Source organism: Kitasatospora gansuensis (assembly GCF_014203705.1).
GTDB lineage: Bacteria > Actinomycetota > Actinomycetes > Streptomycetales > Streptomycetaceae > Kitasatospora > Kitasatospora gansuensis.
This window is the reverse complement of record NZ_JACHJR010000001.1, coordinates 1698124-1719599: the sequence shown is the minus strand read 5'-3', so window position 1 is coordinate 1719599 and position 21476 is coordinate 1698124. Positions and strand designations below refer to the sequence as shown.

Below are 21476 nucleotides of genomic sequence, written 5' to 3'. Positions count from 1 at the left end.
AAGGGCGTCGAGGAGCCGCGATCACTCTGCCGCAGCTGCAAGCCCAGAGTCTCCTGGTCCATCGCACAGGCGAGGGCAAGGCCCACTGTGTGGTGGCACAGTGGCCGGAGTGGAGTCAGTCGCCGCAGATCAGGGCGGCCCGGAGGTCGAGCCGGTCCTCGAGCCGGACCAGGCTGCGGCCGGTGAGTTCCTCGATGCGCTTGATCCGGTAGTGCACGGTGTTCACGTGGATGTGCAGGGCCTGCGCCGTGCGGGACCAGGAGGCGTCGTGGCTCAGGAAGGAGTCGAGCGTGGCGAGCAGCGAGACGGTGTTGGTCCGGTCGTGCTCGGCCAGCGGCGCCAGCAGCCTGCTGCGGAACGATGCCTTGACCTCGGCCGGTACACCGCGCAACAGGGCTGCCAGCGAGCCGAGTTCGAGGCTGCTGCCGACGGCGCCGGCCGCCTGCGAGTCCAGCGCGTAGCCGGCCTGCACCAGCGCGCCCCGCAACTCCGGCAGGGTGGCCGCGGCGGTGGGGCCGACGCCCGCGCGCAGCTGCTGACGCTCCGTCAGTCTGCCGTTCAGCGTCGGCCAGGTGGCCCGGAGGGCGGCGCCGACCTCGGCTTCACCGGCCGCCGACAGCCCGGTCGCACCGCCCCGACCGTCGGGGGCGGCGACGAACGGCGCGTCGAGCCGGTGCAGGGCCTCGGCGAGGGCTGCGGCGGCCCAGGCTTCGGGGCCGTTCTCGATCCGTACGACGATCGGCGTGAGGGGCTGCCGCCCGGGCAGGCCGCAGGCGGCCAGCGCCTCGTCGAGGCCCAGCCCGCCGCCCCGGTGGAGCAACTCCACCACCCGTACGGCTGCTTGACGCTGCGCCGCGGCCGTCGCCCGGGCGCGGGTGGCGAGCGGGGCGAGCAGTTCCGCCAGCCCGTGCAGCACGGTGGTGGCGGTGGGTGTGGGCGTCGCGTGCGGGCGCAGCAGCCAGCCGTCGAACGGCGAGGTGCCCGGCGGTCCGACCGGCACCGCGCTGCCGAGCCCGAGCCCGAGCCCGGGAGCCGAGGAGCCCAGGACCCGCCCGCCGGCCGTGACCAGGGAGCAGTCCGGCAGGCCGAGGCCGGCCACCGCGCGGGCGAGGATGTCGGCCGGTGCCGCGCCCGCGTGCAGCAGGCCGGCCAACTCCCGCCGGATCGCGGCCGGAACGGCCGCGACGCCTTCCGAGCGCGCCTGGAGATCGCCCCAAAGCCGCAGGTACACCCGGTCGGTGACGGCCCGGAAGCTGGTCCCGGCCGGCACCGACAGCAGGGCTATCCCGTGCCGACGGCAGGCGTCGATCAGCTCGGCGGGGACGGCTCCGTGGGTGCCCTCGCCCGCGAGCAGGGCGGACACCTCGGCGCTGCGCAGGGAGTTGGCGAACCGCAGCGAGGCCGAGGCGTCCTCGGGATGCCACCAGACCAGCCCGGTGAGGACCAGTTCGCCCGCCTGCAGATAGCGCGCCGGATCGTGGAGGTCGGTGGAGGTGACCCCGGTGACCTCGCGGTCCAGCAGCTCGCGGGTCGCCCAGGCCACCTCGATGTGCAGGTCGTCCAGCTCCAGCAGGTCCCCGACGATCATGTCTTGCTCCTTGTGCTCCGCACCGGCTCCTGCTCATCGCATCAGCGAGGGAAATGTGCGTGCAGGCATAGTAAATGCAGGTCAATCCACGGATCATCCTCTTGTTTGATCACCCAGAGACGGGGTTTCGCGCGCGGTCGGGCCCCGGTCGTCCGCACAGTTGCCCTACCGCCCGCGCGCCGCCGCGCGGTGCTCGGCGATGGCCTGCCAGACCCGGTCGCGGAGGAACGGGGTCTCGGTGAAGCGGATGCCGGTGGCGTCGCGCAGGGCGTTGGCGAAGGCGGGCGCCACCGGGTTGAAGGGGCTCTCGCTCATCGACTTGGCGCCCAACGGGCCGATGGCGTCGGAGGTTTCCATGAAGTGGACCTCGGTCCGCGGTACGTCGGCGAAGGCCGGCAGCCGGTAGCGGCGGAACGCGGCGGTGCTGACCTGACCGGCGTCGTCGACGAGCACCTGCTCGAACAGGGTCGCGCCGAGTGCCTGGACGACGCCGCCCTCGACCTGACCGCGGCACTGCATCGGGTTCATCACCCGCCCCGCGTCCGCGGCGTGCACGCTGCGCAGGATCCTGATCTCGCCGGTGTCCCCATCGACGGCGAGGCGGAACCAGTGGGCGTTGAAGGCCACCGAGCGCGGCGAGCCGCCCCAGTGGCCGACGCCCGCGAGCTCAACTCCTTTGCCCTGAGCGGCTTCGAACAGCTCCTTGAGCGACACCAGCCGTCCGCCGCACTCCACCGCGTCCGCGGTCAGCCGGAGCAGGCTCCGGGGCGTCCGGGCGTACTCCGCGGCGAAGGACAGGATCCGCTCGGCCAGCGCGTTGGCGGCCTTCATCACCGCCTTGCCCGCCACCACCGTGCCGGTCGAGCCGAACGCTCCGGTGTCGTGCCGGACGACGTCGGTGTCGGACTGCCGGACCGCGATCCGGTCCGCCGTGGTGCCCAGGGCCCCGGCGGTGATCTGCTGGTGCACGGTGGTGGTCCCGTTGCCGAACTCGGCGGTGCCGACCGCGAGGTCGTACGTGCCGTCCTCCAACAGCTGCACCGTGGCGTCGGCGAAGTGCCCGCCGGGCGGGCCGGTGGCGATCATCGACATCGCGAAGCCCTGCCCGACCAGCCAGCCCGCCGGTGCGTCCCGGGCACTGCGGTCCTCGGCGAGGGCGTCGCGGACCACCTGGAGGCACTGGTCGAGGCCGTAGCTGGCGATGTGCAGGTCCTCCTCCTCGCCGCCGGGGCTGATCAGGTGCTCGCCGGGGCCGATGACGTTCTTCTCCCGGAACACCAGCGGATCGACACCGAGCCGCCGGGCCAGCTCGTCCAGCACCGACTCCACGGCGAACGTCACCTGCCCCAGCCCGTAGCCCCGGAACGCCCCGGCGGGAACGCAGTTGGTGTAGACGGAGTAGGCGTTCACCTTCTTGTTGGGCACCCGGTACACGCCCATCGACTCGCCCACGCTGTGGAACATCACCGCCGGGCCGTGGTTGCCGTACGCGCCAGTGTTGGCGACGACCCGGAACTGCAGCGCGGTCAGCGTGCCGTCGGCCTTCGCGCCCGCCTTGACCGTGACGGTGAACGGGTGCCGGGTGGTGGCGCCGTAGAACTGCTCGGCGCGGGTGAACTCCAGCTTCACCGGCCGGCGCAGCCGCAGCGCGGCCAGCACGACGATGTCCTCGGTGAGCATCTCCTGCTTGCCGCCGAACCCGCCGCCGACCCGGCCCGCGACCACCCGGACGTCGTCGGGCGGCAGGTCGAACAGCGCGCAGATCGCACGCCGGGTCAGGAACGGGACCTGGGTGGAGGAGCGGACCACGATCCGCTCCCGGCCGGTCTCCTCGTTCTCCTCGAAGTAGGCGACGCAGCCGTGGGTCTCCAGGCTGGCGTGCTGGACCCGCTGCGTCCGGAAGGTCTCCTCGAAGACCAAGTCAGCCTCGGCGAAGCCCTGTTCGACGCTGCCGACCTCGCCGTGCACCTCACCGCAGACATTGTGCTCCGCCCGGGCGATCCGCGACTCGGAGCCCTTGGGGTGGAGCACCGGGGCGCCCGGCGCCATAGCCGGTTCGGGGTCGAGGACGAACGGCAGCACCTCGTACTCCACCACGACCCGGCGGCACCCCTCCTCGGCCGCCGCCTCGCTGTCGGCGACCACCGCCGCGACCCGCTGCCCGGCGAACCGCACCACGTCGTCCAGCAGCCGGGTGTCGTCGGGGTCCTCGGTGGGGTGCTCGTGCCGGGCGGAGGAGTACAGCCGCTCGGGCGCGTCGTGGTGGGTGAACACGGCCTGCACGCCCGGTACTCGGAGCGCGGCCGAGGTGTCGATCGAGACGATCCGGGCGTGCGGGTGCGGCGAGCGCAGCAGCTTCATGTGCAGCAGCCCTTCGACCTCGAGGTCGAAGGTGTACCGGGCGGTGCCGGTGACCACCTTCGGGCCGGCCGGCGCCCCGAGGTTCCGGCCGACGGCCTGTCCGGCGCACGGCTCCTCGGTGTGCCTGACCCCGCGGACGGCGTCCTCGATCGCCCGGTAGCCGGTGCAGCGGCACAGGTTTCCCTTCAAGGCCCTTGGCAGATCCTGGAGTTGATCCTCGTCGAGCTTGGCCGCGGTCATCAGGAGGCCGGCCGTGCAGAAGCCGCACTGGAAGCCCTGCGCGTCCAGGAACCGCTGCTGCACCGGGTGGAGTTCACCGTCCTCGGCGAGCCCCTCGACGGTCGTCACCGAGCGGCCCTCGGCCCGGACCGCCGGGTAGAGGCAGCTGTGCACCGGCTCCCCGTCCACGTGTACGGTGCACGCCCCGCAGTCCCCGGCGTCGCAGCCCTTCTTCACCCCGAACCAGCCGCGCTCCCGCAGGTAGGTGCGCAGGCACTGCCCGGGCCTCGGCTCGGCGTCGAAGGGCTCGTCGTTGATCCGGATCCCGAAGCTCATCGGTGCGTCTCCTCGGCCAGTTCGCGGCGGATCCCCTCGGCGATACGGAACGTCAAGTGCCGTCGCCAGGCGGGCAGTCCGTGGATGTCGTCGAAGTACTCGTCCGGCCCGATCGCGTACTCGACCGCCTCGCGCAGCGCCTCGGCGTTCGGTGGCAGGGCGAACCGCAGCTGGACCGGCCGCACGGTCGAGGCGGTGACGGTGAGCGTCAACTCGCCGTCGATCGGGTCGAGCGCGCCGATCACCAGGACGCCGGAGCGGCCCAGTCCGTACAGCGAGGCCTGCCGGAACGCCGTCCGTCCTGCCAGCGTCCGGGCCGGCAGGGTCACCGAGCGCAGCAGCTCGCCTCGCTGCAGCACGTTGCGTCCGGCACCGGTGACGAAGTCCGTGACCGGGACCCTGCGTAGGGCGCCCGATTGGGAACGCAGCAGGCAGACGCCGTCCAGGGCGGCGGCCAGCGAGATCATCGGGCCGGCGGGCAGCGAGTTGCACAGGTTGCCGCCGACGGTCGCCATGTTCCAGATCTTCCACGAGGCGAGGAAGGCCCGGCAGCACTGCTCGAACAGCGGCGCGGCCGCCCACCCGGCGGGCTTGGGGAAGCGGGAGAGCTGGGCGATCGTGCAGGTCGCGGCGATCTCCAGACCCCCGTCGGGGGTCACCGTCAGCGGCTCCCAGCCCATCCGGCTCAGGTCGACCAGCCGGCGGAGGTGGGGCTGCGGTTCGGAGAAGAGGTACGTACCGCCGCCCAGCCAGGCGTCCCCGGGCCGCCACGCGCCGCCCCGACGGGCGTCGCGCACCTCAAGCACCGTGTTCAGATCCACGTTGTCCACCGTCCTCACCGGCTCGATAGGGCGATTGAAGCAACGCCCGACCACGGGAACGAGTGGGGTGGCACACCAGTGATCCACTCTCGGACTGGACGATCGACCAGCGGCAGAACACCGGTGACAGATCGTCAGTTCATCGGCCATGATCGTGCGCGTGACCACCAGACGCGCTGTTCTCACCAGCCTCGCAGCGGCCGCCGCCGGTCTGCCGCTGCTCAACGACCTCGCCGGGCACGGCAGTCGAGCCGCCGCGGAGGGCTCCGTCGTCAGCGGCTTGCCGGAGCGGTACAGCTCCAACACCGACCTCTACGCCTCCACGGAGCACCTGGAAGGCCAGCACTGGGTGCGCCGCTACCGTCGCCACGAGGCGGTGGACAACCTCAAGGCGAGCAGCCCGGAGATGTCGCTCACCTCGGTCGTCGCCCCGCACGGCGGCGTCATCGAGCGGGGCACCAGCGAGCTCTGCCTGGCGATCGCCGGGTACCAGCCGATCCTTCCCGGGATCGTCACCGAGGCGGAGCCGAACCCGCCGCTGCCGCAGCCGGTCGGCAACGGCGTACCGGTGCGGGACTACTGGCTGTTCGAGGCGCTGGCCGACATCGAAGGCAACCCGCTGCACGTGACCTCGACCCACTGCGACGACCCGGCCGCCCTGGCGGTCACCGGTGGCAGCAGGTACGCGGTCTCGCTGCACGGTTTCTCGCCCGACAAGGACGCGAGCGGGAAGCCGATCGGCGGGGCCGTGCAGGTCCTGATCGGCGGCCGCGACCAGCGGCTGATACGCAACATCCGGGGCGTGCTGGAGAGCCGGTTCACCAGCCCGGACCTCGCCCCCGTCAACGTCACCATCGCGGCCGAGGGTACGAAGATCAACGGCGACGAGCCCACCAACATCGTCAACCGCACCTACACCGGCGCGGGTGCCCAGCTGGAGATCTCCACCGAGCTGCGCAGGATGATGTTCGGTGACTGGAGCACCGCGGCGAAGCGCGTGGGCACCGCCGGCCAGGGCGTCGTCGCCTCGTACTACTGGAACGGCTTCGTCAACGGCGTCCGGGCCGCGATCGACCGCCACGAACGCGGCCTCGACTGGGCCGTGGTCACCGTGCCGTACGGCGGCTGACCCCGGGCCCCGCTACTTGGTGGTGAGGGTCTGCAACGGGCCCGTACAGCTTGCAGGCGTGCTTCGAGACGTTGGTGAGCTTGATGACGCCGGACCACCGGGGAGCGGCGCTCTTGTCCAGCTCGGTCAGCTCACCGGTGATGTCGCTCTCGCGCTCGGAGCCGCCGCAGGCCGGCGCGCCGCACACGCCAGGACGGTCGCGACGGTCAGGTGACGAGTCTTCAAAGCGTGCTCCCAGAACGGTGAGTGGGCCCCCGCACCGGGCAAGCCCACTCACTGCACGCAGCCGGACGGCGTTCGGTTCCCCTTGCACGAAGCGGCATTTCGTGGCTCTTTCGAGGGGTCGCTACGGTCGGATTCATGGAGTGGAACTTTCAAACAGCCGAAACCCTCGCCGCTGCTCTGCGTGCCGGTGAGGTGACCTCGGCGGAACTGACCGACGCGGCGATCGCCGGTATCGAGCGGGACGACAAGGCGATCAACGCGATCTGCGTACCGGACTTCGACCGTGCCCGGGCCGCCGCGCGCGATGCCGACCGGGCGCGTGCCCGTGGTGAGGACCGGCCGCTGCTCGGCATTCCGGTGACGGTCAAGGAGTCGTACAACATCGCCGGGCTGCCCACGACTTGGGGCATACCGCTGCACCGGAACCACCTGCCCGCCGAGGACGCGGTGCAGGTGTCGCGACTCAAGGCCGCGGGCGCGGTGGTGCTCGGCAAGACCAACGTGCCCCTGGGACTGCAGGACGTGCAGACCTTCAACGAGATCTACGGCACCACCAACAACCCGTGGGACCACGCTCGCACGTCGGGTGGATCCTCCGGCGGGTCGGCGGCGGCCCTGGCGTCCGGATTCGGTGCGCTGTCCATCGGCTCCGACCTCGCCGGCTCGCTGCGCACCCCCGCACATTTCTGCGGGGTCTACGCACACAAACCGACCCTCGGGCTGGTGGCGAGTCGCGGCATGGTCGCACCGCTCGCGCCGGTGCTGCCGACCGACCTCGACCTCGCCGTCGTCGGTCCGATGGCGCGCAGCGCCCGCGACCTCGCGCTCCTGCTCGACGTCATGGCCGGACCCGACCCGCTGACGCACGGTGTGGCCTACGACCTGCGGCTGCCGCCCGCGCGTCACGAGGAGCTCCGCGACTTCAGGGTCCTGGTCATCGAGGACCATCCGCTCATCGCGACCGGATCCGCCGTGCGGGCGGGCGTCAACCGTGTGGCCGACGCGCTGGCCGACGGCGGAGCGCGCGTCGAACGGTACAGCGCGCTGCTCCCCGACCTGAGCGAAGCCGCGAGGCTCTACATGCAGTTGCTCGTGTCGGGCTCCGTCGCACGCTTTCCCGTCGAAGCGCGCGAGCAGGTGCAGTCACGGGTGGCCGAGCTGAGCGAGGACGACCGGAGTCTCGACGCGGCGCGGCTGCGCGGCATGGTGCTCAGCCACAGCGACTGGGTTGAGGTGAACGGCCGTCGCGAGCTCCACCGCCACGGCTGGCGGCAGCTCTTCGCCGAGTTCGACGTCGTGGTGTGCCCCGTCACCCCCACTCCGGCGTTCCCGCACGACCACCGTCCCAGTCCGATGGAACGCCTGATCGACGTCGACGGTGTCACGTACCCGTACTTCGACCAGCTCGTCTGGGCCGGTCTGGCCACCATGCCCGGCCTGCCAGCCACCGCCGTACCGGCCGGCCGGTCCCCGGAGGGTCTGCCGGTGGGCGTGCAGCTCATCGGCCCGATGTTCGAGGACCGCACCCCGCTGCGGCTGGCCGAACTGCTCGAGCAGCGGATCGGCGGCTTCCAGGCGCCGGAGTAGGGCGTACCGCCGGGTGCCCGCGTCGAGGACCTCGACGCGGGCACCCTTCAGTTGCCGGTCCTGATCGCCGGTCCGGTGCGCTTGCGTCCCCACCTGCGCCAGGCCAGGAAGCCGGCGCAGGCGCTGAGCAGGGCGGCTGCCGTGCCGCCCCACAGCAGCCCGTGCCCGTGGTCGGGGCTCTTCCAGGCCGCGACGTCGGATCCGCAGGTCAGCGCGGCGGCGGCCTCGGGCCGGATGCACGCCGTCGTGGTGAACCGCGCACCGTCCGACTTCGGGGCCCGGCTGGGCTGGACGACGTGGACGATCTGCGCGTGCTCGACCTGCTGCCTGTTGCCGACCTCGACGGTGAGGGTGCGCTGGATCACGGAGTGCGGGGCCAGGTGCGCGGTCCATTCGACCCCGCCGTTCGCGGCCACACCGTTCTCGTCGATGGCGAGCGGCCGCATGCCGCTCGGCATCAGCTGGGTGAGCGAAGCCGCCGGGTAGTCGGTCGAGGAGCGGTTGTCGACCTCGATCCGGTAGGTGACCTTGTCGCCTTCGGCCACGGTGGCGGCGTCGCGGTGGACCGTGACGCTGAGTGGGGCGGCCTCCGGGGCCGGCGGGTTGGTGTGGTCGGTAGCTGACGCGCTGTTCGGCAGGCTCATTGCGAGTACGAGGATCGCCGACACCAGAGGCATGACTTCGTCCTAACGGATGGTCATATGCGCACGGTAGTGCGCTGATCGGGTTGATCTGATGACTGTTTATAGGTTTTGTACGTGACGCCATCACTCGCGACCTATACACCCTTTTATAGCCGCTTGGGCAGATTTGATCCGGCAACTGCTTCGATGGGAACGCAATGGTCAGCGGGATGAGACGACTGTTCGCGGCCACACTGGCCTGGGCGACGGTCCTGGGCATGCCGTCCATCGCGATCCCGGTCGGGGCCGGCTCCGGAGCGCCGCAGCCGCGGGCCGCGGCGGGGGCGTGTACCGCGAAGACCTCGGGCTACAACCAGTGCCAGGTCTTCCGAAGCAGCAGCTCCACGCAGACGTTCACGCCGCCGGCCGGGGCGACTGCGGTGCGTTTCCACCTGTGGGGTGGTGGCGGCGGCAACTCGGACGACACCAAGGGCGCCGGTTCCGGCGGTGGCGGCGGTTACACCCTCGGGAACATCTCGGCGCCGCTGGCGACGTCGTACTCGATCTCCATCCCTTCAGCGGCGTCCACCAGCTCCGGTGCGGGCACCGGTGGCGGTGCGGTCTGGGTGAAGGACAACTCCGGCACCCTGCTGTTGGTCGCCGGCGGTGGTGGCGGCGGTGGCCGGGGAGCCTCGGGGGGTAGCGGTGGGGCCGGCGGTGGCACGGATGGCGCGAACGGCGGTGACGCCGGCGGCACTTCGGACGCCAAGGGCGGCAACGGCGCGGTCGGTAAGACCGGAGGCGCCGCGGGGAAGGTCAGCGGCACCCGTGCGGGCAAGGCGGGCGGTGACGGGCCGCTCGGGGCAGGCGGCGCGGGCGGTGCGGCAGGGACCGGCGGCAGCAACGGCGGCGGCGCCGGTGGTTCCGGCTACGCCGGTGGCGCGGGCGGTGACGGTGGTCTGGTGAGCCAGAGCGCCGCCGGTGGTGGCGGCGGCAGCGGCTATGTGGACACCGCGAAGGTCCCGGGCGGCACCACTACCGCGGGCTCGGGCAAGACGCCCGGCGGTACGGACGACGCGTTCTACGACAGCGACAAGTACGGCAACCCGCAGACCGCCGGCGCGGTCGTGGTCGAGTGGCAGATCCCGGCTGTGAAGATCACGTCGCCGACGGAGGGTGAGACCGTCGGGACCACCACCGAGTTCACGGGCACCGGCATGCCGGGGGCAAAGGTGACGCTCACCCGCGGCTCGTCGACCGTCGGCTCGGCGACCGTCGCGGCTGACGGGACCTGGTCGATCATCGCCGCCGGGCAGAGCACGAGCAGCAGCAAGGTGACGTATACCGCGACCCAGACGGCGACCGGGGCACAGGCCCTCACCGACACTGTCGGGGTCATCGTGTCCAGCAGCGGCACCATCACAGGCAAGCCGGTGACCTCGATCCAGACGACGACGACCGGTGGGTGTTACGCGTACTACAACGACACGAAGCAGTTCTTCAGCGACAGCTGCGGTACCGGCATCAGTGTGGGGAGCAACGTCTACGGCGCTGTGGACTACGTGTCGAGCGGCTCGTCCTATCGGACCCAGGCCGTCAATCAGACGCCGACCACCGGCGCGGGCACCTCGGCCGACCCGTTCACCATGACGACGGATTTCACGGCCGCCTCGGTGATGAGCCTGTCCCAGACGGAGACGTACGTCAACGGCGAGCACGGGTTCCGGGTCGACATCACGGTCACGAACAATGACAGCAAGAAGCAGACCGGCAACCTGTACCGGGCCGGCGACTGCTACCTGCAGGGCAGTGACAGCAGTTATGGCGTGGTGCTGCCGCGGGCCCCGGGGGTGGGCAACGGCATCGCGTGCGTGAAGAACTCCGACGGCACCGGCCAGGCGATGATGTTTGTGCCGCTGACTCCCGGCAGCTCGTACTCGGAGGGGAACTACGGCACGGTCAGGAGCCAGGTCCAGAGTGGCAAGGCGCTGCCCAGCACCTGTGATTGCACGAACAGCGTCGACAGTGGCATGGCTATTTCGTGGCCGTACTCGCTGGCGGCGGGTGAGTCCAAGACCTACAGCTTCTTCACCTACTTCCGCCCGGCGGACGTGAAGCCGATGGTGTCGGAGAAGACGGTGTCGCCGAGTAAGGTGCAGCCGGGCGAAACCGTCACCTACACGGTGAAGTTCACCAACCCGAATTCCTATTCGGCGACCACCTTCGGCTTCACCGACACGCTGGACAGCCGGCTGGACTACGTCGCCGGCTCGAGCGAGGGAACGGGCCTGGACGAACCGACCGTCACCGGCTCCAAAGTGGCCTGGGCCGGCCTGTTCACGGTGGCCGCCGGCAAATCGTACTCGTTCACCTTCCAGGCGAAGGTGAAGAGCGCGGCGCCAATGGGCACCGCCACCAACGACTTCGCCGGGGATGCCCTGACGACCCTGTCGAAGGTGGCGCCGGTATCGATCGCGCCGCCGGCGGCGCTGGCCGTGACCAAGACCGTGGACAAGTCGTCGGTGCTGATCGGCGGTCAGGCGGTGTTCACCGTCGCCGTGAAGAACGAGGGCCCGAACGCGGCGGTCAACGTCGTACTCACCGACCAGCTGCCGTCGGGCCTCACCTACGTGTCGGACGACTCGGGGGGCAAGTACGACAAGGCCACCGGCAAGTGGACGGTCGGCGCCCTGGCCAAGGACGCGACCGCGACACTGAAGATCACGGTGAAGGGCACCAAGGAGGGTGAGTTCCTCAACGCCGTGACGGCGCTGACCTCGGACACGTTCGACACCAACACGCTGTGTACGGATGCTTCGAAGCCGGCCACCTGCCCGAACGCCAAGGTCTCGGTGCGGTCCAGCGACTTGGCGATGACCGCGGCGGCCTCTCCGAACCCGGTGGCACCCGGCGGCAAGTCCACGGCGACCCTGACGGTCACCAACAAGGGGCCGCTGGCGACGGAATCCGTGGCGACCGTGACGTTCACCCTGCCGCAGCGCACCACGCTCGGTTCGCCGCTCCCGTCCGGCTGCACGGCGGCTACTGACGGCAAGTCGGTCACCTGCACCGTCGCCGCCGGCCTGGCCAAGGACGGCACGAGCACTTTCGAGATCCCGCTGGTCGTCGACTCGAACGCCCCGCTCGCGACCGCCCTGTCGGGCGGATCGGCGGTGGTGGCCTCCCCGGACGATCCGAACACCGCGAACAACACGGCGGCTGTGGCGCTGTCCACGACGGCCAAGGCGTCCAACGACCTGTCGATGGCGGTGTCGGCTCCGACCGACGCCCAGACCCCGGGCACCGTGGCGACCGTCACGGCGACGGTCAAGAACCTCGGCCCGTCGGACACCACCTCCGCCTCGACCGTGACGGTCACCATGCCGGCCAACACCAAGGCCGCCGCGACGCAGCCGGCCGGCTGCACCGCGGCGGCCGACCGCAAGACGGTGACCTGCACCATCGCGGCCGGTCTGAAGGCCGGCGCCTCGACCTCGTTCCCGGTCGCTGTGGCGATCGACCAGGACGCGCCGCTGGACACCACGCTGTCGGGTGGCAAGGCCGCCGTGGCGAATACCGAGGACGGCGTCGCCACGAACAACTCGGCGGACTTCACACTGAAGACCACGGCGAAGGCGACGGCCGACCTGGCGATCACCAAGGCGCCGGTGGGGTCGAAGGCGGTGGCTCCGGGTGAGACGTTCGAGTACCAGCTGACGGTGACGAACAAGGGCCCGTCGCAGGCGACGAACGTGGTCGTGACCGACACCCTCCAGAGCCCGCTGACTTTCGTCTCGTCAGATTCTGGGTGTACGGCTTCAGGGCAGAAGGTCACGTGCACGCTGGGTACTGCGTTGGGTGCCGGTGCGTCGAAGGTCGTCAAGATCACGGTGAAGCTCGACCCGGCCTATACCGGTGACGGTACGGACATCAAGAACCAGGCGTCGGTGTCCTCGGACGCGACGGATCCGGATCTGTCGAACAACACCTCGGATGCCTCGACCGGTCACCTTCCCGGTCCTGGCCCGGATCCGGGGCCGTATCCGCCGGCCAAGCCGAGCGCCGATCTGGCGATCACGAAGAAGCCGGTCGGTACGGCGTCGGTGGCTCCGGGTGAGTCCTTCGAGTATCAGCTGACGGTGACGAACAAGGGTCCGTCGCAGGCGGCGAACGTGGTGGTGACGGACACGCTGCAGAAGGAGTTGACGTTCGTCTCGGGTGACACCGGTTGCTCGGCGGCCGGGCAGACGGTGACGTGCAACGGCCCGGCGGTACTGGCTCCTGCGGGGAGCAAGGTCTACACGGTCAAGGTGATGCTCGATCCCGCGTACAGCGGCGACGGGAAGGACATCAAGAATCAGGCGTCGGTGAAGTCGGACACGGCCGACCCCGACTCGTCGAACAACACCTCGGACGCGGCGACCGGTGGTCTGCCGGGTCCTGGTCCGTCGCCGAACCCGCCCAAGCCGGGTTCGGCGGATCTGACGGTCACGAAGAAGCCGGTGGGCACTACGTCGGTGGCTCCGGGTGAGTCCTTCGAGTATCAGCTGACGGTGACGAACAAGGGTCCGTCGCAGGCGGCGAACGTGGTGGTGACGGACACGCTGCAGAAGGAGTTGACGTTCGTCTCGGGTGACACCGGTTGCTCGGCGGCCGGGCAGACGGTGACGTGCAACGGCCCGGCGGTACTGGCTCCTGCGGGGAGCAAGGTCTACACGGTCAAGGTTCGGCTGGACCCTGCCTATGCGGGTGATGGGAAGGACATCCGGAATCAGGCGTCGGTGAAGTCGGACACGGCTGACCCCGACTCGTCGAACAACACTTCGGACGCTGCGACCGGTGGTCTGCCGGGTCCTGGTCCGTCCCCGAATCCTCCGGCGCCGGCGAAGGCCGACCTGGCGATTACCAAGAAGCCCCTCGGCTCGGCCCTGGTCCCGTCCGGCGGCACGTTCGACTACGAGATCGCCGTCACCAACAACGGCCCCTCCCAAGCACGGAACATCACCGTCACGGACCAGCTCCAGGCGGAACTGCACTTCGTCTCCGCCGACACCGGCTGCACCGCCTCGGGCCAGGCAGTGACCTGCACCGGCCCGGTGACCCTGGACCCCGGTAAGACCCAGGTCTACAAGATCACGGTGCGGCTCGACCAGGCCTACACCGGTGACGGCAAGGACATCCGCAACCAAGCCTCCGTCAAGTCCGACACCGCTGACCCGGACACCTCGAACAACACCTCCGACGCGTCGACCGGCGGCCTGCCCGGCCCCGGCCCGGGCCCCAACCCGCCGGCGCCGGCCACTGCCGACCTCGCCATCACCAAGAAGCCGTTCGGCACCACGCTCGTCACACCGGGCACCACGTTCGACTACGAGATCACGGTCACCAACAAGGGCCTCTCACAAGCGAAGAACGTCACGGTCACCGACGCACTGCCAGTACAGGTGCGCTTCGTCTCTGCCGACACCGGCTGCACGGCCTCCGGCCAGACGGTGACCTGCACCGGCCCGGCTGCACTGGATGCCAAGGCCACACGCACCTACAAGATCACGGTGCGGCTCGACCAGGCGTACGCCGGTGACGGGAAGGACATTCGCAACCAAGCCTCCGTCAAGTCCGACACCGTTGACCCGGACACCTCGAACAACACCTCGGACGCTTCGACCGGGGGTCTGCCCGGCCCGGGACCTGATCCCAATCCGCCGGCCCCCGCGTCCGCCGACCTCGCCATCGTCAAGCAGGCCGAAGGCGCGGCGCTGGTCTCGCCGGGTCAGACCTTCAGCTACAACTTGACGGTCACCAACAACGGCCCCTCCCAGGCGAAGAACCTGACCACGGCCGACAACCTGCCCACGGTGCTCAACTTCGTCTCGGCCGACACCGGCTGTACCGCCACGGGCCAGCAGGTGACCTGCGCCGGCCCCGCGACACTGGACTCGGGCAAGACCCAGGTCTACAAGATCACCGTGCAACTGGACCCGGCCTACTCCGGCGACGGCAAGGACATCCGAAACCAGGGAACGGTCAAGTCCGACACCGTTGACCCGGACACCTCGAACAACACCTCGGACGCGTCGACCGGCGGCCTGCCCGGCCCCGGCCCCCAGCCCAACCCCCCGGCCCCGGCCAACGCCGACCTCGCCATCACCAAGAAGCCCCTGGGAACCGCACCGGTCCCGCCCGGCGGCACCTACGACTACGAGATCACGGTCACCAACAACGGCCCCTCGCAGGCGAAGAGCCTCGTGGTGACGGACGCACTGCCGGCGCAGCTGGCGTTCGTGTCCGCAGCTCCCGGCTGCAGCGCCGCCGGTCAGGACATCACCTGCACCGGACCGGCAACCCTGGACCCGGGCAAGACCCAGGTCTACAAGATCACGGTGCGGCTCGATCCGGCCTACGCCGGCGACGGGAAGGACATTCGCAACCAGGCCTCCGTCAAGTCCGACACCGCTGACCCGGACACCTCGAACAACACCTCGGACGCTTCGACCGGCGGCCTGCCCGGCCCGGGCCCGATGCCCAACCCGCCGGCACCGGTGAAGGCCGACGTCGCCATCGCCAAGAAGCCCGCGTCCCCGACCCCGGTGGCTCCGGGTGAGACGTTCGACTACACGATCACCGTGACGAACAACGGACCCTCGCAGGCTTCCGGCCTCGTAGTCACCGACGCGCTGCCGTCGATGCTGAAGTTCATCTCGTCGCCTGACAGTTGCACTGCCGCCGGCCGGGATGTGACCTGTCCGAAGCTGGCCACGCTGGCGGCCAAGGCGGCGAGGTCCTACACGATCAAGGTGCAGTTGGATCCGGCGTATGCCGGTGACGGCTCGGACGTCCGCAACCAGGCGAAGGCCGCGACCGACAGCGCCGACCCGGACCTGAGCAACAACACCTCGGATGCGTCGACCGGCACGCTGCCGGGTCCGGACCCGGGTCCGTACCCGCCGGCACCGGTGAAGGCAGACGTCGCGATCACGAAGAAGGCTTCGTCGTCCACGTTGGTCGCCCCTGGTGAGATGTTCGACTACACGGTCACGGTCATCAACAACGGGCCCTCGGACGCTTCAGGTGTGGTGGTGACGGATGCGCTGCCGTCGGTGCTGAAGTTTCTTTCGGCGAGCGACAGTTGCACTGCTGCCGGGCAGGACGTGACGTGTCCGAAGCTGGCCACGTTGGCGGCGAAGGCGTCGAAGTCCTACACGATCACCGTGCAGCTCGACCCGGCCTACGCCGGTGACGGCAAGGACGTGAAGAACCAGGCGAAGGCGGCCACGGACAGCGCCGACCCGGACCTGAGCAACAACACCTCCGACGCCAACACCGGTGGCCTGCCCGGCCCGGGCCCGGGCCCGAACCCCCCGGCGCCGGTGAAGGCCGACGTCGCGATCACCAAGAAGCCCGCGTCGGCCGCACCGGTCGCTCCGGGGGAGTCGTTCGACTACACGGTGACCGTCACCAACAACGGGCCTTCGGACGCGAAGGGCCTGGTGGTCACGGACGCGTTGCCCGCCGTGCTGAAGTTCGTCTCCGCAAGCGACAGTTGCACCGCTGCCGGGCAGGACGTGACGTGCCCCAAGCTGGCCACGCTGGCTGCGAAGGCGTCGAAGACGTACACGATCACCGTTCAGCTCGACCCGGCCTACACCGGTGACGGCTCGGACGTGCGCAACCAGGCGAAGGCCGCGACCGACAGCGCCGACCCGGACCTGAGCAACAACACTTCCGATGGCGCCACCGGCACTCTGCCCGGACCCGGTCCGAATCCGCCGGCTCCGGTGAAGGCGGATGTCGCGATCGTCAAGAAGGCCGCGAGCACCACGTTGGTGGCTGCGGGTGAGTCGTTCGACTACACGATCACGGTCATCAACAAGGGGCCCTCGGACGCTTCAGGTGTGGTGGTGACGGATGCGCTGCCGTCGATGCTGAAGTTTGTTTCGGCGAGCGACAGTTGCACTGCTGCCGGGCAGGATGTGACGTGTCCGAAGCTGGCCACGTTGGCGGCGAAGGCGTCGAAGTCCTACACGATCACGGTGCAGCTCGATCCGGGGTATGCGGGTGACGGCAAGGACGTGAAGAACCAGGCGAAGGCGGCCACGGACAGCGCCGACCCCGACCTGAGCAACAACACGTCGGACGCGTCGACTGGTGGTCTGCCGGGTCCGGGTCCTGGTCCGAATCCGCCGGCTCCGGTGAAGGCGGATGTGGCGATCGTCAAGAAGGCCGCGAGCAGCACGCTGGTGGCTGCGGGTGAGTCGTTCGACTACACGATCGCGGTGACGAACAACGGTCCTTCGCAGGCCTCGGGCCTGGTGGTGTCGGATGCGCTGCCGTCGATGCTGAAGTTTGTTTCGGCGAGCGACAGTTGCACCGCCAACGGCCAGGACGTGACCTGCCCCAAGGTCCCCGTCCTCGCGGCGAAGGCGTCCAGGACCTACACGATCAAGGTGCAGCTGGACCCGGCGTACGCCGGTGACGGCAAGGACGTGCGTAACCAGGCGAAGGTCGTCACCGACAGCCCGGACCCGGATCAGAGCAACAACACCTCGGACGCCTCCACGGGTGGTCTCCCCGGCCCGGGCCCTGGTCCGAATCCGCCGGCTCCGGTGAAGGCGGATGTGGCGATCGTCAAGAAGGCCGCGAGTACCACCCCGGTCGCGCCGGGCGAGACGTTCGACTACACCGTCACCGTCACCAACAACGGCCCCTCGGACGCCAAGGGCCTGGCCGTGACCGACGAGCTGCCTTCGATGCTGAAGTTCGTCTCGGCGAGCGACAGTTGCACGGCGACAGGCCAGAACGTGACGTGCTCGAAGCTGGGCACCCTGGCGGTGAAGGCGTCCAAGACCTACACGATCACGGTGCAGCTCGATCCGGCGTACGCCGGTGACGGTACGGACGTGCGTAACCAGGCGAAGGTCGCTACCGACAGCCCGGACCCGGATCAGAGCAACAACACCTCGGATGCCTCCACGGGTGGTCTCCCCGGCCCGGGCCCTGGTCCGAATCCGCCGGCTCCGGTGAAGGCGGACGTGGCGATCACCAAGAAGGCCACGAGCACCACCCCGGTCGCGCCGGGTGAGACGTTCGACTACACGATCACCGTCACCGATAACGGCCCCTCGCAGGCTGCCGGTCTCGTGGTGTCGGACGAGCTGCCATCGGTGTTCAACTTCGTGTCCGCGAGCGATGGTTGTACTGCTGCTGGGCGGAGTGTGACCTGTCCGAAGCTCGCGTCCCTGGCGGTGGGTGCTTCGAAGTCGTACACGATCACGGTGCAGCTGGACCCGGCGTACGCCGGTGACGGTACGGATGTGCGTAACCAGGCGAAGGTCGTCACCGACAGCCCGGACCCGGATCAGAGCAACAACACCTCGGACGCCTCCACGGGTGGTCTCCCCGGCCCGGGCCCTGGTCCGAATCCGCCGGCCCCGGTGAAGGCGGACGTGGCGATCACCAAGAAGGCCACGAGCACCACCCCCGTCGCGCCGGGCGAGATCTTTACCTATGAGATTGCGGTGACGAACAACGGGCCGTCGGACGCCAGTGGTCTGGTGGTGTCGGATGCGCTGCCGGTGATGCTGAAGTTCGTTTCGGCGAGCGACAGTTGCACCGCCAACGGCCAGGACGTGACCTGCCCCAAGGTTCCCGTCCTCGCGGCGAAGGCGTCCAGGACCTACACGATCACGGTGCAGCTGGACCCGGCGTACGCCGGTGACGGCAAGGACGTGCGCAATCAGGCGAAGGTCGTCACCGACAGCCCGGACCCGGATCAGAGCAACAACACCTCCGACGCCTCCACCGGCGGTCTTCCCGGTCCGGGCCCCGGCCCGAACCCGCCGGCCCCGGCCAAGGCGGACGTGACGATCACCAAGAAGCCGGCGAGCACCACGCCGGTGGCTCCGGGCGAGACGTTCGACTACACCGTCACCGTCACCAACAACGGGCCCTCGCAGGCGTCCGGCCTGGTGGTCACGGATGCGCTGCCGTCGGTGCTGAAGTTCGTTTCGGCGAGCGACAGTTGCACTGCGGCCGGCCAGGAGGTCTCCTGTCCGAAGCTGGTGTCCTTGGCGGTGGGTGCTTCGAAGTCGTACACGATCACCGTCCAGCTCGACCCGGCCTACACCGGCGATGGTACGGACGTGCGCAACCAGGCGAAGGTCGCCACGGACACTGCCGACCCCGACCCGAGCAACAACACCTCCGACGGAGCCACCGGCACCCTGCCCGGGCCCGGTCCGAATCCGCCCGCTCCGGTCAAGGCTGATGTGGCGATCACCAAGAAGCCGGCGAGCACCACGCCCGTGGGTCCTGGTGAGACGTTCGACTACACCGTCACCGTCACCAACAACGGCCCCTCCCAGGCCTCGGGCCTGGTGGTGTCGGACGAGCTGCCTTCGACGCTGAAGTTCGTTTCGGCGAGCGACAGTTGCACGGCCGTCGGCCAGAGCGTGACCTGCCCCAAGCTGGGCACCCTGGCGGTCAAGGCGTCCAAGACCTACACCATCAAGGTGCAGCTCGACCCGGCCTACACCGGCGATGGTACGGACGTGCGCAACCAGGCGAAGGTCGCCACCGACAGCGCCGACCCCGACCTGAGCAACAACACCTCCGACGCCGCCACCGGCGGTCTGCCGGGCCCGGGTCCCGGCCCGAACCCGCCGGCCCCGGCCAAGGCGGACGTGTCGGTGACCAAGAAGCCGGCCTCCACCACACCGGTGCCTCCGGGCGGGACGTTCGACTACACGGTCACCGTCACCAACGCCGGTCCGGCGCAGGCGCTGGACGTGAAGACGACCGACGCGCTTCCCGCGCCGCTGGCATTCGTCTCCTCGGTAGACGGATGCACCGCGACCGGTCAGGACGTGACCTGCCCGGCCCAGGCGGCACTGGCAGCCAACGGGTCGAGGACTTTCACCTTCACCGTCCGACTGGACCAGGACTACGAGGGGAACGGTTCGGACATCCGCAACATCGCGAAGGTCTCGACCGCGACCGCCGACCCGGACCTGTCGAACAACTCCTCCGCTGCCGCCGGGTTGCCCGGTGGCAAGCCCGCCCGGGGTGAAGCCGACCTCGCGATCGACAAGTCGTCGAACGGCCCCGCGATCGCTCCCGGGGAGAACGTCGACTACACGATCACCGTCACCAACAACGGCCCCTCGTCGGACAGTTACCAGGTGGTCCTCACCGACCAGCTGCCGAAGCCGTTGACGTACGTGTCCTCCCAGCCGGCCGGCTGCACCGTGGATGCCGCGGGCCGGACGGTCACCTGCCCGGCCAAGGGCCGGCTGAAGGTCGGTGAGAAGTTCACCTACGTGCTCACCACCCGTCTGGACTCCTCCTACACCGGTGACGGCAGCGACATCGTCAACCGCGCCGTGGTCGACGCCGACACCACCGACCCCAACCCCGCCAACGACACCGACACCGCTCCCCTGCCCGACGAGGGCCGACCCGCACCGCACAAGCGCGACATGGCCGCGCAGGCCATCCTCTCCAAGGAAACCGCGGTGCCCGGCGAGACGGTGAACCTGACCGGCCGGATCAGCAACCACGGACCGTCCACCCACCACGGCGAGGCCACCTTCTCGGTGACCCTGCCCGCCCAGCTCTCCTTCGCCCGGGACCTGCCGGGCCACTGCACCGTCGACACCCCGCAGCGGGCGACCTGCAAGCTCCCCGCAGGGATCCTGCCGCGGTCCCGTACCGGAAACCGCGCCGCGCAGGACGGCTACGTGGACACCTCGTTCGCCGTGCGCGTGTCCCCGGACGCGGTGGGCGGCCAGACCCTCACCGAGAAGATCCGGGTCAGCGACCCGGCCGACCGGCGCCCCGACAACGACGAGGACACCTACACGCTGCGGATCGGCACACCCGCCGCCGACCTCGCACTGACCAAGTCCGCCGCCTACCCGGCCGGCAAGACCCGGGTCGACCCCGGCGACACGTTCACCTACACCCTCACCACCACCAACCACGGCCCGTCCACCGCGGTGAACGCCGAGGTCACCGACCCGCTGCCGACCGCGCTGTCGTTCGTCTCCTCCCCGGACGGCTGCACCGCGAACGGACGGACCGTCACCTGCGGACCCGTCGCACGACTCGCACCCGGCGACCAGACGGTCCACCGCATCCTCGTCAAGCTCGACCCCGCCTACGCCGGCAACGGCAAGGACGTCGACAACATCGCCACCGCCGCCTCCGACACCCCCGACCCCGACCGTTCCAACAACAGCAACAAGGCCGGCACCAACGGCCCCGACGGCGGCCCGCTCCACACCGGCAAGGCCCAGCCGAAGCCCGCACCGAAGCCCCTCCCGTACACCGGCACCGCCGTGACGCTCATCGCCGCAGCCGCAGCGATCCTGCTCCCGGCCGGACTCGGCTGCCTCGTCCTCGCCAACCGGCGCAGGCGGCGCGGCCGGGCGTAACTCCTGACGCACCCTCAAGCGGGCCCGGAACGGCACCACCGTTCCGGGCCCGCTGCCGTACCCGCGCGAACCGCCCACCCAACGGTCGCCTGGACGGCCGACCTGCCGCCCCGTCAGGACATCGCGCTCACCGGAGCTTCGTCGAGCGGATCCGGC

At 69.9% G+C, this 21476-nt stretch carries 8 protein-coding genes; 3 read left to right on the top strand and 5 right to left on the bottom strand.

Annotated features, from left to right (window positions below; translation table 11 throughout):
• Positions 1–115 precede the first annotated feature (115 nt).
• From F4556_RS07800 to F4556_RS07790, 3 genes are all read right to left on the bottom strand, one after another.
• Positions 116–1588 (bottom strand): PucR family transcriptional regulator, encoded by a 1473-nt coding sequence (locus F4556_RS07800; RefSeq protein WP_184912819.1) that lies wholly within the window; start codon positions 1586–1588, stop codon positions 116–118.
• Between the two features lie 165 nt (positions 1589–1753).
• Positions 1754–4504 carry a molybdopterin-dependent oxidoreductase gene (locus F4556_RS07795; protein ID WP_184912818.1) on the bottom strand — a complete coding sequence of 917 codons (2751 nt, stop codon included), beginning with the start codon at positions 4502–4504 and terminating at the stop codon, positions 1754–1756.
• A complete protein-coding gene (locus F4556_RS07790) occupies positions 4501–5325 on the bottom strand; it encodes an FAD binding domain-containing protein (RefSeq protein WP_184912816.1) in 825 nt (274 codons plus the stop codon). Before F4556_RS07790 ends, F4556_RS07795 begins: the two co-directional genes overlap by 4 nt.
• A 160-nt stretch (positions 5326–5485) precedes the next feature.
• Here F4556_RS07790 and F4556_RS07785 point away from each other — a divergent pair, with 160 nt between their 5' ends.
• On the top strand, positions 5486–6454 hold the full coding sequence (locus F4556_RS07785; RefSeq protein WP_313068202.1) for a poly-gamma-glutamate hydrolase family protein: 969 nt from the start codon (positions 5486–5488) through the stop codon (positions 6452–6454).
• Here the strand turns inward: F4556_RS07785 and F4556_RS07780 are convergent.
• A complete protein-coding gene (locus F4556_RS07780) occupies positions 6432–6641 on the bottom strand; it encodes a hypothetical protein (protein ID WP_184912814.1) in 210 nt (69 codons plus the stop codon). The two genes, F4556_RS07785 and F4556_RS07780, sit on opposite strands and share 23 nt — an antisense overlap.
• A 173-nt stretch (positions 6642–6814) precedes the next feature.
• Between F4556_RS07780 and F4556_RS07775 the strand changes: the two genes are divergently transcribed.
• Positions 6815–8266 carry an amidase gene (locus F4556_RS07775; protein WP_184924381.1) on the top strand — a complete coding sequence of 484 codons (1452 nt, stop codon included), beginning with the start codon at positions 6815–6817 and terminating at the stop codon, positions 8264–8266.
• 47 nt (positions 8267–8313) lie between these two features.
• On the opposite strand, the gene F4556_RS07770 is transcribed toward F4556_RS07775, so the two are convergent.
• Positions 8314–8943, bottom strand: coding sequence for a DUF11 domain-containing protein (locus F4556_RS07770; protein WP_184912811.1), 630 nt, complete (start codon positions 8941–8943; stop codon positions 8314–8316).
• Between the two features lie 176 nt (positions 8944–9119).
• Between F4556_RS07770 and F4556_RS07765 the strand changes: the two genes are divergently transcribed.
• A complete protein-coding gene (locus tag F4556_RS07765) occupies positions 9120–21320 on the top strand; it encodes an isopeptide-forming domain-containing fimbrial protein (RefSeq protein ID WP_184912809.1) in 12201 nt (4066 codons plus the stop codon).
• Positions 21321–21476: the final 156 nt, after the last annotated feature.

Bases quoted from the DNA above. Each gene is read 5' to 3' on its own strand.
- F4556_RS07800 (WP_184912819.1), bottom strand. From the start codon at position 1,588: ATGATCGTCGGGGACCTGCTGGAGCTGGACGACCTGCACATCGAGGTG.
- F4556_RS07795 (WP_184912818.1), bottom strand. From the start codon at position 4,504: ATGAGCTTCGGGATCCGGATCAACGACGAGCCCTTCGACGCCGAGCCG.
- F4556_RS07775 (WP_184924381.1), top strand. From the start codon at position 6,815: ATGGAGTGGAACTTTCAAACAGCCGAAACCCTCGCCGCTGCTCTGCGT.
- F4556_RS07770 (WP_184912811.1), bottom strand. From the start codon at position 8,943: ATGCCTCTGGTGTCGGCGATCCTCGTACTCGCAATGAGCCTGCCGAAC.
- F4556_RS07765 (WP_184912809.1), top strand. From the start codon at position 9,120: ATGAGACGACTGTTCGCGGCCACACTGGCCTGGGCGACGGTCCTGGGC.